Origin of the sequence: Fibrobacter sp. UWB2, from assembly GCF_002210425.1 — a bacterium.
Lineage (GTDB): Bacteria > Fibrobacterota > Fibrobacteria > Fibrobacterales > Fibrobacteraceae > Fibrobacter > Fibrobacter elongatus.
Window position 1 is genome coordinate 179278 of the sequence record NZ_MWQK01000005.1, and the last position, 14892, is coordinate 194169.

Genomic DNA, 14892 nt, shown 5'->3' on the forward strand with positions numbered 1-14892 from the left:
CGAGATGGCGATCCCAGCACAAGGCCGGGATGACAGCGCAAAAAAGGAGATGCCCGCTCAGCGGCGGGCATGACAATGCAAAAAGACGAAGCGCGCAGCCCCGTCTTTAAATTTAAATCGAGATTTTGCCTAAAGCCTAGCGAGAGCAGGAATCAGCTTCGCGTAGCGTATTGTTATACGTGAGCGAAGCTGTGACGAACTATCGCGACGGCTTTCGGCGAAAGATCAGCCCTTGATGGCGTCGCCCATGCTGAACATCGGCATATACATTGCAATTAGGAGGAAGCCGACGGCGCCACCCAAGAACACGATGATCAACGGTTCAATCATACTCACGACGGCATCGACTGCGGCATCCACTTCTTCATCGTAGAAGTCCGCGAGTTTCAAAAGCATACCGCCGAGGTTACCGGTTTTTTCACCGACGCCCGTCATCTGGATCACCATGGGCGGGAAAATGCCAACTTCTTCCATCGGCTCGGCAATTGACTTACCACCTGCAATACCAATCGATATCTTATAAATTGCCTTTTCAACAACTTTGTTACCTGCAGTTGTCGCCACGACCTTCAAGGCATCCATCACAGACACACCGGCATTCAGAAGCGTACCCAGCGTTCTCGAGAAGCCCGCCGTTGCAGACTTAATCTGCAAATCGCCTAACTTCGGCATTTTTAGCGTAAACTTATCCATCGCAAATTGCGCTTGCGGGATTCGCATGATCATCTTATAGGCAAAGATGATTATGATTAGTCCGATAAACAAGAACGCACCATTATTACGTATAAAATCAGAAATATTCATCACGAATTGCGTCGGGGCCGGGAGCTCTGCATCAAGAGCGGCGAACTGTTCTGCAAACGTCGGCACCACGAACGTCATAAGCGCAATCACAACGAGAATACCCACAATGATAACCATGATCGGGTATGTCAAAGCTTTTTTCACCTTGCGTTTGAGGCGCTGGTTATTTTCGAGAGTTTCGGCCAAACGAGCCAAGATGCCTTCGAGAATACCGCCCGCTTCACCGGCGGCCACCATGTTGCAATACAGGGAGTCAAAAACCTTCGGATGCTGCGCCAATGCATCAGCCAAAGAAGAACCGCCGTTAATCGACTGCGTAAGTTTATGCACAACGCTCTTCAGTTCCGGGTTTTCGCACTGCGCTTCGAGAATGTTCAAGCACTGAAGCATCGGAAGACCAGCCGAGCACATAGACGAGAACATACGCGTAAAACGGGTAATGTCTTCGGTCTTGATGCCAGAACCAATCTTAATCTTGATTTCGGTCGGCTTCTTTTTGAGGCTTGTAATAATCAAGCGACGGCGGAGCAAAAGGGCTTCGGCTTCGGCCTTGTCCTTTGCTTCGAGCGTACCTTCAAAGTTATTGCCCTGCGAATTTTGGGCTTTGTACAAAAATTCAGCCATCGATTACACCCCTTCCTTCACAAACAACTGTTCCAACTGGTCCGGGCTCGACGAACGGGCAAGTGCATCAAAGCGGTCGACCTTGTGATTCTTGACGAGGTCGCACAAGCACATATTCATCGTATTCATGCCGAACTTCTGACCAATTTCAATCATGGATTCAATCTGGTGCACCTTGTCATCGCGAATCAAAGCGCGGATACCCGGCGTCACGTTCATGACTTCGTACGCCATCACGCGGCCACCACCAATCTTTGGCAAAAGGGTCTGGCAGATAACGCCCTGGAGCACGAACGAGAGCTGCGTACGCACGGTCTGCTGTTCGCCCTTCGGGAAGGCGTCGACCACACGGTTAATCGTCTGCACACAAGAGTTTGTATGAAGCGTTGCAAAAGTCAAGTGACCCGTTTCTGCAATCGTAAGTGCCGAGCGGATAGTTTCCAAGTCACGCATTTCGCCGATGAGCACCACGTCCGGGTCCTGACGGAGAGCCATCTTGAGGGCCTGGGCAAAGCTGTGCGTATCGCTACCGACTTCGCGCTGGTTGATCATACAGCCCTGGTGCTTATGCAAAAATTCGATCGGGTCTTCGACCGTCAGAATGTGGTCGTGACGTTCCTTGTTAATCTTGTCGATCATGGCCGCCAAAGTCGTGGACTTACCAGAACCGGTAGCACCCGTCACAAGTACAAGGCCAGAAGGACGCGTCGTAAATTCGGCCATAATCTTCGGGAGGCCGAGGTCCTTGAACGTCTTGATATCAAGCGGAATAATACGGAGGGCAAGCGCCACGCAGCCACGCTGCAAGTAGGCGTTCGCACGGAAACGCGCAAGATTTGCAATACCGAATGAAAAGTCGCATTCCTTTTGCTGTTCAAAAGTCTTTTTCTGGGCTTCATTCATCAAGCTGTAAGTCATACGCATGGTTTCGTCGGGCTTGAGCCTGTTCTCCCCGATTGGGGTAAGCTTGCCGGAAAGACGAATAAGAGGGGGTGCACCGGCCGTAATATGCAAGTCGGACGCCCCACGTTTGACCATTTCTGCTAAAAGATCTTGAATGTTATATGCCATGCTCTAGAATATAATTTAAAAAGCCCAAAAATTTCATAAATTCTTTATGCAATGCGTTCATCCACTTATAAAATACTCGCATGGGTAGGGGCAATCATTTTCCTCGGCTTCGCGTTTTATGCGTTCGAGGCCAAGTCCCGCTACAACCTGAACTTCCCAGAGACCGTCGTGAACTTCGCAGCCGACGATGTAATGGGGGGCAAATCGGACTATGCCAGTGAAAAGGGGACCGCAACACTTATTGTTCTAACCGCATCCTGGTGCCCATCATGCAGGGCGGAACTTCCGATACTCAAGCAGTTCAACGAGGAATTCGGACCGAAGGGCCTCAAGATTCTGATGATTGACGAGGACGACTCCAAGAAGGTCGCCCGCAAGTACAAGAGGAGCATGGATATTCCGTGGACAATGCTCCACTGGAACTACGACGCGCTTAAGGCGCTAGGGAACCCAGGAGTAATTCCCGTGAGTTTTGTGGTCGACAAGGACGACAAGATCCAGCACGTTGATGTCGGAGTGCTCAACGAACTGAAAGTCCGCCACGAGCTAAAAAGACTGCTGGGATTGTAATACGAAAAATAATGGATCCCATCGCTACGCTCCAGGATGACGAAGAGCGTATTAAGCTATCGGACTTGGGAAGAGGATCACGTCAGCGATTTCTTCTTTACCGAGGGCGAGCATGAACAGGCGGTCGAGCCCGAGAGCCACACCAGAGCAAGCAGGCATTCCCGATTCAAGAGCTGCAAGGAACCGTTCGTCAATAGGCGGTAAGGGCTTGTTCATCCCCTTACGAATTTCCAAATCAGCATAGAAACGACGACGTTGTTCCACCGGGTCCGTAAGTTCCGTGTAACCATTGCAAAGTTCCACCTGGTTCACGAAAAGCTCAAAGCGGCGAGCCCACGTGTAACCTTCATCATCCACGTACGTCTGTGCGAGAGCCGCCTGCGAGGGCGGGTAATCCAAGATGAACTCGGGGCCATTGCTTGCGAGCGCAGGTTCCACGAGGAAGACCATGAGATAGTCCCACCAGTCTTCGCGCGTGAGCGTCTCGCTCTTTTCGGGCACGGGAATCTCGCGAGCGCGGCAAGCATCCGCAAAGTCTGTAAGCTTTTCGCAAAACGGATTCACGCCAGCGTAATTCTTGAAAGCATCAATCCAGCGGGTGCGGCGGGCATTTAGTTTGGTTCCAATGATTTCACTCACGAGGTCTTCGACTTCGTCCATGAGTTTGTCCTGAGGCATACCCACGCGGTACCATTCCACCATCGAGAACTCGTTGTTGTGGTGGCCGCCAAATTCATCCTTGCGAAACGACTTTGTAATCTGGAAGATATCACCGAACTTTGCAGCAAGCAAACGCTTCATGTGAAATTCCGGGCTCGTCATCATGAACCGCTTCGGGTCTTCAATCTCAAAGTAATCGAGCTGCGGATCCGTTCCACCGTATGCAGAAAGCACAGGCGTCTCGACTTCGAGCGCATTACGACGAACAAAGAAATCTCGGACACGGGCCATCAGCGCCTGGCGCTTGACCCAAGTTTCACGCGTGCAAGTGGGCGCAAACGCGCCCGAGTTCAAATTTTCCATTACTCAGCTCCGGCTACACAACGGACCGCAAGATAGAAACTCGGGTCCACGGAGATGGAACCGACATCCTTATCGGAGCTAAACATTGTGCGAGCCTTGCCGCGAGAATCCTCTTCGGAATCAGCAGTCCAGAAGTAGGCGCCCTCGCCCATCGTCGTGCAGACGCCGGTCTTGTTAGCGTAACCACCGAACATGGCCGTGAATGCGTAATCGTCGCTGCCGTTGCTCTTGAGTTTGAGCGCTGCAGAGCGTGCGCCACCGGCGTATTCTTCAAGCTTTTTCCAATCCGCATCCGTGGCGAGATGGTAACCTGCCGGGCAAGCCTTCTTGGCGGATTCTTGCGTGTAGAGACGGCCGAACGTCTTGCAATTTGCATCGTCGCGGTCGTAGCAAATCGAGCCATCAGGATCATTGTAGTTCAAGTTTTCGACGAACCAGTCTACGCCACCGATTTCCTTGACCTTGTAAACTTGTTTGTCACGTTTGTCCACAAAGTTCTTGAACACCGGGCAGCGAGTGCTGAAGCCTGCTTCAGAAAGAATCGGATCGACCTTGCCCTTCCAGGCCGTGCAGAAGCGGAACAACTGACCGCCCGGGAGCGAAGCTCCCTTATGCTTGGCGGCCCACGTCTTCACGTAATGGAGACCCGTCACAGCGGTATCGGGAATCGAAAGCACCTTGGCATACTTGCCAGAGAGTGCGGCATACGTACCGGCAACAGACATCGGAGCTTTCCAGAAGCCTTCGGAAAGACCTTCGCGCAAGCTTGCAAATACCGGAGACGGTTTGTAGACCTTAATCGTCTTGTCCACCATCTGTTCAGGTTTCGTCTTGCAATTCACATCATGGTCAATGGCCATCAAAGAATTCGCATCCACCTTGCACTGGGCAATGCACTTTGTTCGTGCAGCGCCTTTCTTGGGGCACGGTTTCCAGACCGTGGTATCGACACTCACGAGCGACTGTTTTCCAAAAGCCTTCGTCTTCGTTGCAGCCTTAGCTACCTCGTCAAGCGTCTTGAGAGCCTTTGCACTCCCCTTTTCGCCATCGGCGAGCAAATACTTGATGACACCCGAGCAGGCATTCGCGGCATTCGCCATCGAGCACACCTTCGGACCAAAGCCATACGCAAACTGGGACGGGCAGGCAGCAAACGCTTCATCCGGCATCTGCTTAAAATGCTTGCCATAAATGTTCGTTGCATTCTTTGCCGACATCTTGCCGCAATAGATTTCTTCGAGTTCGCCGGAATTGACAATCTTTTTCACCTTTTTCCAGTTATTGGAATCGACGGCCTTGCGGAGCGCTTCCTGGGCAAAACCACCCTGCGCCAAAATTGCAGAACAAATCAAACTTGCTATAAAAAGATTCTTCATCTAAACCTCTTTTAAAACTTAACTGGATCCTTCGACTTCGCTCGGGATGACAAATCCTAAGTCGGGATGATACATGAATAGTTTTAATATATAACGAATTATAAACAATCCCTAATGAATAATCAAAAAAAATCTTGAACCCTAATAATATTTTACTTGAATTTGACTCCGGCTATAGAGGATTTCTATCTTTTGGCGCATGAACGCAGAAGTCTTACGCAATGAATTCCCGATGTTGGTCGCAGGCGACAAAGAAGCAAAGCCGCTCGCCTTTTTGGACAGCACCGCCACGACCCAGAAGCCCGCAAGCGTCATCGACGCCATGGACGATTTTTACCGCGAGCACTACAGCTCCGTGAAGCGCGGGGTTTACCGCCTCAGCGCACGCACCACAGAAGCCTTTGAAAAGACCCGCAAAGACGTTGCGAAGTTCATCAACGCAAAATCCGAAGACGAAATCGTCTTTACTCGCGGCACTACCGAAAGCATCAATCTCGTTGCCTGGAGCTACGGACGCAAGTTCTTCGAAGCGGGCGATGAAATTTTAATCAGCGGTTTGGAACACCACGCAAACATTGTGAGCTGGCAGCTCGTCGCCGAAATGAAGGGTGCAAAGATCAAGGTCATTCCCGTCCGCGATGATGGCGATTTGGACTTGAGCAAGCTCCCCGAGCTCCTCACGCCACGCACCAAGATGGTCGCCGTTACCCACGTGAGCAACTCCGTCGGCACCGTGAACCCGATTGCAGAAATCATTGCAACCGTTCGCAAGCTCGCCCCGCAAGCAAAAGTTTTGATAGACGCCGCCCAGAGCTCTAGCCACATCAAGATTGACGTGCAGAAGCTCGACTGCGACTTCCTCGCGTTCAGCGGCCACAAGATGTACGGCCCGACTGGCATCGGCGTTCTTTACGGCAAGTACGACGTGCTCGACAGCATGCCGCCATGGCATGGCGGTGGCGAAATGATCAAGAACGTCACGTTCGAAAAAACGACTTATGCGGATGTTCCTGCACGCTTTGAAGCAGGCACGCCTGCCATTGCCGAAGTCATCGGTCTCGGAAAAGCTATCGAATGGCTGAACAACGTCGGCCTTGACGACATCCGCAAGCACGAAGAACAAATTACGCAGTACGCACTGCAACAACTCGCCGAAATCCCGCAAGTGAAAGTCCTCGGCAACCCGAAGGAACGCGGAGCGCTTATCAGCATTACGTTGGACGGAATTGCCGTCGGTGATGCCGCCATGATTCTCGACGAAGAAAACGTCGCAGTACGTAGCGGGCACCATTGCGCACAACCGGTGATGGACCGCTTTGGGCTAGATGCAACGCTCCGCCTGAGCTTTGGCGTTTACACGCTCGAACGCGACATCGACCGCTTTGTTGCAGGCATCAAGCGCGTCGTCCGTCTGTTCGCCTAAATTCCGCCAGTTTTGCAGGATTCTCATGGGAATTGAAAAAGGCATTTTCAACCGCACATCGCTCCTTCTCGGAGACGATGTTATGGACTGTATCTACCAAAAACGCGTCATCATTTTTGGACTCGGCGGAGTCGGCAGCTGGTGTGCCGAAAGCCTGGTGCGTTCCGGCATCAAGGAACTTGTGCTCGTCGATTCTGACCGCGTGTGCGTCACCAACGTAAACCGCCAGCTGATGGCCACCACCAAAACCGTGGGCCAAGTCAAAGTCGAAGTGCTTAAAAACCGCTTGTTAGAAATCAATCCGCACGCAAACGTCGTCGCACTGCAAGACATCTACGAAGAAGCGAATACGGACAAGTTCCAGCTAGACACATTCGATTACATCATCGACGCTATCGACAGCCTCGAAAACAAGATGCAGTTGCTTTGGCACGCCACGCACACCAAGGCAACCGTATTCTCGTCGATGGGAGCCGCCCTCAAGATGGACCCCACGCGAATCAAGGTCGCTGAATTCTGGAAGGTTACAGGTTGCCCGCTCGCACGCGCACTTCGCGACAAGTTCAAGCGAAAAAAATTGTGGCTCAAGAAAAAAGTACTTTGCGTTTATAGCGACGAACTCTTAAAAAATCGCGGTCAAAATTCTTCTTGCGGAACCGACGCCTGCATGTGTCCTAAAGTCCGCCAAGAACGCAGCGAAGCGGAACTCAAGAACGCCGAACTTGTCGATCACGAATGGTGTAGCAGCAAGGCTCAAATCAACGGCACCATGGCACATGCCACGGCCATTTTCGGCTTTATGATTGCAGGTCTTGTGATGAACGACATTTATCAGAAAGCACTAACGCAAGCCGAGTGATTTAACTTGCTCTTGACTTTTTTAACTTAATAAGTTAAATTAAAGTTAAAAGGAGAGAGCATGAGCATCGGCGGAATTACATTTAAGACCATCAACGGCAAGCGTTACGCTTACTATCAATGGACCGAAAACGGCAAACAGCACAGTCGCCGTGTCAAGGATGATGAATTTGCGGAACTCGCTGCAAAAATTGCAACAGAAAAAGCGAAAAAGAACTCGTCAAAAAACATTCAGCAACTGATGGTCGCTGAAAATATAGCACCATATTCAGCAAAACCCGATTTCAAAACCGACATAAAAATCGGAGCACAACTCACCCGTTTTTTTGAACCCGTCATGAAATGGAAAAAGCGCGAATGTTTCGGCGCGCTCCACGATTACATTTACGGAGAAAACAACGACCGAGTTCTCATCCTATACGGGCTACGTCGCACAGGCAAAACGACGCTCATCCGCCAACTAATTGGCGAAATGTCTGCCGACATGCAACAGAAAACGGCGTTTATCCAGCTGAGCTCTAGACATTCGCTCGCCGACGTCAACCACGACCTGAAACAATTAGAATTGCTTGGTTTTCGTTACGTATTCATTGACGAAGTGACATTGCTAAACGATTTCATCGAAGGTGCCGCATTATTCTCCGATATTTTCGCCGCCGGCGGCATGAAAGTGGTCCTATCGGGAACCGATTCCTTGGGATTCGTTTTTTCCGAAGACGAGCAACTTTATGATCGTTGCATTTTATTGCACACGACATTCATTCCCTATCGCGAATTTGAAAACGTTCTTGGAATTGCTGGCATCGATAAATTTATCGAGTTCGGTGGAACGATGAGCATGGGCGGGAGCAACTACAACACAGACAAGTTTACTTTTGCCACACAAAAAAGCGCAAACGATTACGTGGATTCCGCCATTGCACGCAACATCCAACATTCCCTCAAATGCTACCAGCACGAAGGGCATTTCCGCGCATTGCAAGATCTATACAATGCGGGCGAATTGACGAGTGCCATTAACCGCATCGTAGAAGATGTCAACCACAGATTTACCATAGACGTACTGACTAAAAAATTCAAGTCAAGCGATTTAAGAATATCGGCATCGAATCTGCGTCGCGACAGAAACAAGCCTACCGACATTCTCGATCGCATCGATATCAACGCTTTTACAAAACAACTAAAACATCTTTTGCTCATCAAGGACAAAGCAGAACAATCTGTAGAAATCAGCGAACCACACCGCATAGAAATCAAGGAATATCTTGACTTACTCGATTTGACTTGCGACATCGATATTGTCAACATGTCCAACCTGAACGAGCACCGTACACGTACAGTTCTTTCGCAACCAGGACTCCGTTACGCCCAAGCATCAGCACTCATCAAGAGCCTTTTGCTAGATGAGACGTTCAAACAAGTTCCGATTATTGAGCGTATGGCAATCGAGAAACGAATTCTCGATGAAATCCGTGGACGCATGATGGAAGAGATCGTACTCCTGGAAACCAAAATTGCAAAACCCACAAAGCAAGTTTTCCAATTGCAGTTTGCCGTCGGCGAATTCGACATGGTGGTATTCGACCCACAAAATGCCTGTTCCGAAATTTACGAAATCAAGCATAGTGACAAAATTGCTAAAGAACAATGCCGCCATTTGCTTGACCCTAAGAAATGTGCCGAAACAGAATTCCGCTACGGGAAAATCTTAAGCAAGAACGTCATCTACCGCGGAGCAAAAGACCGCTTTGGCGATATTAATTATTTGAATGTAGAAGAGTATTTGAAAGGACTATAAAATAGACTCAGCCTTTCCTCTCAGCTCTTGCGGCTTTAATTTCGGCTTCAATTTCTTCTTCGCTCATATCTGCAGAACCATTCCTCAAAGCCTCTTCGTTGAGAGCTCGTAATGCAGACATAAGTCCAGACGACTCATTCATCGTAGGACGTTCTGACTCATTATGCAATATAGATTTCGCCATAAATCCTCGTTTTTGAGCCTATCAAGAATGTAAATTCAGCGGACGACAATTAATGTCATCCGTGAACCTATTAAATTTTTGGATGTTAAGAATCAAAAAATTCAATTATTTGATGCCTTTTCCTGCATCGCCTTTGCTTCCTGAATTTTTTCTTCAGGAACCCCAAGCTTGCGCATAACATCCAAGGCATTGTCGAAACCCTTTTCGAGACCTTCTTCAAGACCTTTTTTCATGCCATCTTCCCGACCGGCTTTTTCAGCGGCACGGCGGGCATCCCCGGCGCTTACAAAGCCCATCCTCTGTCCGATACTTTTCCATGCCATCTGAAGTTTCTCCACGGTACTTTCGTCAATATACTCTCCTAAATATAGTATGATTTTTTCAACAAGGGTAGCCTGCTCAGCGCTAGGCATTTTACGAAGAATAGTTTCGACATTCGGGATAGCCGACTTAAAGCCTTCAGGACTGAAAGCGTATTTCATCGCCATTACCCCGACAGCCGCCGCAGGGGAATCAGATTCAACACAGGCAATATCATCAGCTGCAGCAAGGTTCACAAGCACGCACTCAAAAGGAAGCTCATTCCCCTGGAATTTAGCACGAGCTTTTTTGCGAAATTCAGCCAAAGGATCCCATCCGGTAGGACCGTTATAAATGATAATCGCCTTCGTCGGAATCCAGCTGAACACTTCGTCTTCGTGATCCAAGATGACTCGAAGAGCGTAACGCCCAACCTGATTAAGCACGCTCTTCTCCTGTTTGGACTTATGTTCCAAAAGAATGCCGACATTGATTTCGCCGCCTCCCGAAAGATGCGCCTTGAACGCAATGTCCGCCTCGCCGCGTTCGCCAACTTCGCTGTAGGTGTCCGGCAGACGCACAAGCGTATCCAAGTTTACACCTGCAAGAATCCTATCAAGATCGCTATTGTTTTTACTGCAGATGTTCAACAGCGCCTTGGCATTCTTGGGAACGCTATACACATAGCGGAAGAATCCGTCGTGGTCACGCGACCGAGTTTTTTCTTGACTCATTTAGCCTCCTAGTTTTGAAAAAAGAAAAAAGCATCCGATTTTTTCGGATGCCTGAGGCCTTTTCAAGGGTTATGCATTAATGTATCAATATTTGAATATAGTGGCAAGCGACGTTTTGTAACTTTACTGTAAAATAAATTACAGCCCCAGTCTGCGTCCTTGATGGTCATCTTTATTGGCAATTTCTTCGAGCATGTTCTGCATAATCAGTTCTCGCGTGCGCAAGTCGGCGGGAACGTAGGCAAGTTTACGGCGAACATTCTGAAAATCGCTAATGGACACATTATCGCAAGCAAGAACTTCTCTTGGGCATTTATCCCCAAAGAACGATGTCCATGTTTTCGAAACCTGCTTAGAGTCCATATAGTCAAACGCCAGCTTCAGCTGAAAACGCCGACGGATTGCCCAATCCAAAACGTTCTCGTAATTCGTCGCTGCGATAAGCATTCCGTTGAACGCATCCATTTGACAAATAAACTCATTTACCAAAGTTACTTCCCAGTGATTTTTTGCATTGCCACGATTTTCAAAGAAGCTATCAGCCTCATCAATGAAGAGAATAGCATCGCTCTGTTCAGCTTCTCTGAACATTTCACGAATGTTGCGTTCCGTATCGCCCACAATTCCGCCAAGGATATCGCTTGCACGCTTCACAAGCAAATCTCGACCAAGAATATCATGAGCAATATGCTTTGCATAAGCCGACTTCCCCGTTCCCGGAGGACCGTACAAAAAGATGTTCAAGTTTTCTCTGCGTCCATTCAATTTTGAAGCACGCCATTGCGCATCGAAATTTTTGAGCATCGGAACGACATAATCAATATTCTTTATATCCCCGCTAGAAATGCGGACACATTCCATATTATACTCGTTTCCTTTAGCCTCTTGCGAACCCATCGATATGCCCAAAAGTTTGGCATGAGACGTCGCAATTTCACGAACCACATTCAACGGGGAAAAATCCGCCGCTTGCATCAGCTGTGCTTGACGAACCGCCAACGTAATGCTCCCCGCCATCACGGGAATTTCCTTGGCAATATTCTCTATTTCGTCATTACACAAAATCGATTCCGCCTGTTGCGCTTTAAGAACAGACTGCCAAATCGCAACGCGTTCCTTATTACTGAACGTGAAAAATTCCAGCGAATAATCAAACCGGCGACGAGTACTATTTTCAATACACGCAATATTATTCGTAATCCAAATAACAGGTGTTTTCAGATTCTCAAAAATGATATTCAGCAAACCTTTCTCCGCCTGATTCAAAACCAAATCAGCCTCGTCCATCAAGATTACGCCACCACTCCGCTCACATTCCCAATCAGCAAGCAACATAGAACGCAAACGAGTCTGCAAAAGGGATTCCTTATCCATAGATTCGTCACCCAAGCCCACAGCAAGCAATGGGACATTCAACTCCTGAGCAAGCGCTTTCGCAAGTTCCGTTTTTCCAGTTCCTTCACGACCGTAAAAAAGGATATTGAGTGGCGAGCCCTTCTGATGTGTCTTCAGCATCTGCAAAACAAAAAGTGCCTGCGGATTCGTCTTGGCAATTTGAGCATATTCAACACAAGGCTTTGGCGCAGTCTTTAAATCCATAATCCTCGACATATCCGAAAAGCCATACAGAAAATCGCTCACCTCGCTCGCCAAATACAGTTCACGCCGCTTGATTTTCAAGTCTGCATTTCGATTCGTCTCCTCCATACGCACCAGCTGAAACTTGATAAGCGCACTCTCCTTTGAACAGAGTTCATGCAATGTCGCCGGCTCTAGCCCCGCAATCAAAGAAATTCGCCTAAACGATCCCCGTTCGGACGGATCAAAGTAATCAAACATCTTCGAGATCTTTTCAACCTTAAAAAACATGTTATGATGATCGCGAAGCCACAAGTACAGCACAAGATCCAAAGCTTCATCCGAAAGATGGAAAAGGCGCTTCAATTCAAAAGCCCTCTGCATCGACACATCGCTTTCATCGCATCCGCCAGCAAGCCAGTTTGCGGAACACTCTTGAATTGACCGAGAAAGCAACAGGCGTGTATAAACATCACCATCGCCCCAATGAGCAACAAAGCTCAGGAAATGCTTTGCAAAAATGATTCTTCGGCTTTTATGGAATTCTTCAAGAAGATCCTTCGCCTTGTACCACTTATTCTCAATCTCCGTCGTAATTCCAGTAGGAAGTTCAATGCATTCACGGGATTCATACACTCTATCCAAAAAAGTCGCAACGCATTCATCCGTCATATACTTGTCGCAAAAGACTCTGCAATCCCCATCTGGATAATGCCGCATAAAGCGGCTCCAAAATTCCATAATTTTCAAGTCTATAAAAGTCGGCTGACCGCTCAGAGACTTTTCAGAGACACCCTCTTTACCAAGCATTTCGCGCTTATTTTTAAAGTAATTTTCAATTGTATTTTCATAATGTAACTGCATGGTTTTAACCTCAATTTTGCACCATACAATATAAAAGAAACGCACGACAATTGATGTCGTGCGAAGAGGGAATCATTTTTACAACAATCGTTATTTCACATTTAGCCAATTTTTTCTTAGAGATTCAACAAAAAATTGCCTACTAGTCAAGCCATGAAAATAATCATCAGAGCTTCCTGTTTTTACTTTCGCCACCCTATTCCACCAAGAACAAGATGGGTGTTCAGTAAAAACATAGTTCATATGATGTTTTTCAGCATAAACCCACAAGCCACAATTAAAGTTTTTGGGAAAATCAATCCACTCCGCATGATTAAAAGCAAAGCGACTCGTAAAAACAATAACATCAGGCTTCAAAATTTCAAGAATAGCGTAAAAAACGCGAACAGCTTCATCACAATCTCGGTCCGTGCAAATATGTTTAAATGATCGTCGGTAATCAGCAGGCCGCAGAAAATAGTTGCAACTAGCCATTTCTACAAATGCATTTTCACCCACAACTGGAAAAACTTCACGAATAGCCCTGTCTATATTCTTTCCAAATCGGCCACTTTTATAATCGCGAGCTCCACGCGTATTACAATATCTTACTTCATCATCCGAAAGATTTAGACTTCCATCATACCATAAATTATCATTATGATGAACAACCGCCCCCTTAGGCATATAATGACTTTCACCAACCAACAATAACTTCTTATGTTCAGGAGATTCATAATTATCTCCAACAAACGGAAGCATATACCAATGAGATTGATAAAACGGGATTGATAATAATTGAGAATCATACATAGAATTTGACATCAGTGAACCTCACATTTTTCAAATCTACCGTCCATAGGGAGTTCTCTATAAACCTTTGAAATAATCTACTCTAAAACAATTCACGCTGTACAAGTTTGACATTGAAAAATATATTCAAGACTAGATCAAGCAAAAAGGTAGTCGAAAGACTACCTTTTCATCTATCTAAGCCATTTTTCCTTAAGCCATGCACAGAAAAATTCCCGCGAGGTCATGCCACGAGCTTTATCATATTTTGACATGGTCTGGTTCCAATGAGCGCTAGACGGATGATTCGTATAGATATAATCCTCAATTCCGTGAGATTTAGTCCAATCCCAAAGATTTCCTCCGAAACACTTCGGATAATCAAAACCTTCCGCCTGTTTGCAGACCGTAGAGCTCAGGAACACAAACAAATCCGGTTTCAGTATATCAAGTACCTTGATAAAATTACGAATCGCCTGTTCGCAGTCAACATCCTTACCACCATAGGAATTCCACAAATCGCTAATACTTTGACGATCATCAGCCGGGCGCAAGAAATAATTGAGGAACGCCACCTGATGCCAACCATTGTCACCGTTCGGCAACACCAAATTCAAGCAACGATCAATTTCTTTCCCGAAACGTCCACTTTTACCTTCACGAGTTCCGCGTGTATTACACCAATCCTGTTCGTCACTCGTTAGCATAGAACCCCCATACCACGTATTGACGCCATGATGAACAGTAGAGCCATCAGGCATATAATGACTTTCACCAATCAATAAAAGCTTTTTATGTTTCGAAGATTCGTAATCATCTCCCACAAACGGCATCATGTAAGAATGCGTTTTGTAGAACGGGATGGATTGGAATTGAGAATCATAAGATGTATTGGACATATTTTCTCCTAAAAA

At 47.4% G+C, this 14892-nt stretch carries 12 protein-coding genes; 4 read left to right on the plus strand and 8 right to left on the minus strand.

Annotated features, from left to right (window positions below; translation table 11 throughout):
- Nucleotides 1-225: 225 nt before the first annotated feature.
- Both B7982_RS10995 and B7982_RS11000 read right to left on the minus strand, forming a co-directional pair.
- Complete coding sequence (locus B7982_RS10995) at nt 226-1428, minus strand: type II secretion system F family protein (protein ID WP_088660792.1); 1203 nt, start codon at nt 1426-1428, stop codon at nt 226-228.
- Nucleotides 1429-1431: 3 nt separating this feature from the next.
- Nucleotides 1432-2499: a type IV pilus twitching motility protein PilT gene (locus B7982_RS11000; protein WP_088660793.1), complete on the minus strand. Its 1068-nt coding sequence runs from the start codon at nt 2497-2499 to the stop codon at nt 1432-1434.
- A 51-nt stretch (nt 2500-2550) separates the two neighbouring features.
- Between B7982_RS11000 and B7982_RS11005 the strand changes: the two genes are divergently transcribed.
- Nucleotides 2551-3069, plus strand: coding sequence for a TlpA disulfide reductase family protein (locus B7982_RS11005; RefSeq protein WP_088660794.1), 519 nt, complete (start codon nt 2551-2553; stop codon nt 3067-3069).
- Between the two features lie 51 nt (nt 3070-3120).
- On the opposite strand, the gene epmA is transcribed toward B7982_RS11005, so the two are convergent.
- The gene (epmA, locus tag B7982_RS11010; protein WP_088660795.1) at nt 3121-4092 is read right to left on the minus strand and encodes an EF-P lysine aminoacylase EpmA; all 972 of its coding nucleotides are present in this window, start codon (nt 4090-4092) and stop codon (nt 3121-3123) included.
- The gene (locus B7982_RS11015) at nt 4092-5468 is read right to left on the minus strand and encodes an FISUMP domain-containing protein (RefSeq protein WP_088660796.1); all 1377 of its coding nucleotides are present in this window, start codon (nt 5466-5468) and stop codon (nt 4092-4094) included. Before B7982_RS11015 ends, epmA begins: the two co-directional genes overlap by 1 nt.
- A gap of 199 nt (nt 5469-5667) precedes the next feature.
- Here B7982_RS11015 and B7982_RS11020 point away from each other — a divergent pair, with 199 nt between their 5' ends.
- From B7982_RS11020 to B7982_RS11030, 3 genes are read left to right on the plus strand one after another with little or no spacing between them, the layout of a single operon-like run.
- A complete protein-coding gene (locus B7982_RS11020; RefSeq protein ID WP_088660797.1) occupies nt 5668-6891 on the plus strand; it encodes an aminotransferase class V-fold PLP-dependent enzyme in 1224 nt (407 codons plus the stop codon).
- A gap of 25 nt (nt 6892-6916) precedes the next feature.
- Entirely contained in the window at nt 6917-7750 is an 834-nt protein-coding gene (locus B7982_RS11025) for a ThiF family adenylyltransferase (protein ID WP_088660798.1), read from the plus strand.
- A 60-nt stretch (nt 7751-7810) separates the two neighbouring features.
- Nucleotides 7811-9547 carry an AAA family ATPase gene (locus tag B7982_RS11030; RefSeq protein WP_088660799.1) on the plus strand — a complete coding sequence of 579 codons (1737 nt, stop codon included), beginning with the start codon at nt 7811-7813 and terminating at the stop codon, nt 9545-9547.
- A 285-nt stretch (nt 9548-9832) separates the two neighbouring features.
- On the opposite strand, the gene B7982_RS11035 is transcribed toward B7982_RS11030, so the two are convergent.
- The 4 genes from B7982_RS11035 to B7982_RS11050 all read right to left on the minus strand — a co-directional run bounded on the left by B7982_RS11035 (nt 9833) and on the right by B7982_RS11050 (nt 14877).
- Nucleotides 9833-10765 carry an Rpn family recombination-promoting nuclease/putative transposase gene (locus B7982_RS11035; protein WP_088660800.1) on the minus strand — a complete coding sequence of 311 codons (933 nt, stop codon included), beginning with the start codon at nt 10763-10765 and terminating at the stop codon, nt 9833-9835.
- Nucleotides 10766-10903: 138 nt separating this feature from the next.
- Complete coding sequence (locus B7982_RS11040; protein ID WP_088660801.1) at nt 10904-13207, minus strand: AAA family ATPase; 2304 nt, start codon at nt 13205-13207, stop codon at nt 10904-10906.
- Between the two features lie 90 nt (nt 13208-13297).
- Nucleotides 13298-14011, minus strand: coding sequence for a hypothetical protein (locus tag B7982_RS11045; protein ID WP_144065955.1), 714 nt, complete (start codon nt 14009-14011; stop codon nt 13298-13300).
- A gap of 161 nt (nt 14012-14172) precedes the next feature.
- Nucleotides 14173-14877, minus strand: coding sequence for a hypothetical protein (locus B7982_RS11050; RefSeq protein WP_088660803.1), 705 nt, complete (start codon nt 14875-14877; stop codon nt 14173-14175).
- Between the last annotated feature and the right edge of the window lie 15 nt (nt 14878-14892).

Bases quoted from the DNA above. Each gene is read 5' to 3' on its own strand.
- B7982_RS10995 (WP_088660792.1), bottom strand. From the start codon at position 1,428: ATGGCTGAATTTTTGTACAAAGCCCAAAATTCGCAGGGCAATAACTTT.
- B7982_RS11000 (WP_088660793.1), bottom strand. From the start codon at position 2,499: ATGGCATATAACATTCAAGATCTTTTAGCAGAAATGGTCAAACGTGGG.
- B7982_RS11005 (WP_088660794.1), top strand. From the start codon at position 2,551: ATGCGTTCATCCACTTATAAAATACTCGCATGGGTAGGGGCAATCATT.
- epmA (WP_088660795.1), bottom strand. From the start codon at position 4,092: ATGGAAAATTTGAACTCGGGCGCGTTTGCGCCCACTTGCACGCGTGAA.
- B7982_RS11015 (WP_088660796.1), bottom strand. From the start codon at position 5,468: ATGAAGAATCTTTTTATAGCAAGTTTGATTTGTTCTGCAATTTTGGCG.
- B7982_RS11020 (WP_088660797.1), top strand. From the start codon at position 5,668: ATGAACGCAGAAGTCTTACGCAATGAATTCCCGATGTTGGTCGCAGGC.
- B7982_RS11025 (WP_088660798.1), top strand. From the start codon at position 6,917: ATGGGAATTGAAAAAGGCATTTTCAACCGCACATCGCTCCTTCTCGGA.
- B7982_RS11030 (WP_088660799.1), top strand. From the start codon at position 7,811: ATGAGCATCGGCGGAATTACATTTAAGACCATCAACGGCAAGCGTTAC.
- B7982_RS11035 (WP_088660800.1), bottom strand. From the start codon at position 10,765: ATGAGTCAAGAAAAAACTCGGTCGCGTGACCACGACGGATTCTTCCGC.
- B7982_RS11040 (WP_088660801.1), bottom strand. From the start codon at position 13,207: ATGCAGTTACATTATGAAAATACAATTGAAAATTACTTTAAAAATAAG.
- B7982_RS11045 (WP_144065955.1), bottom strand. From the start codon at position 14,011: ATGTCAAATTCTATGTATGATTCTCAATTATTATCAATCCCGTTTTAT.
- B7982_RS11050 (WP_088660803.1), bottom strand. From the start codon at position 14,877: ATGTCCAATACATCTTATGATTCTCAATTCCAATCCATCCCGTTCTAC.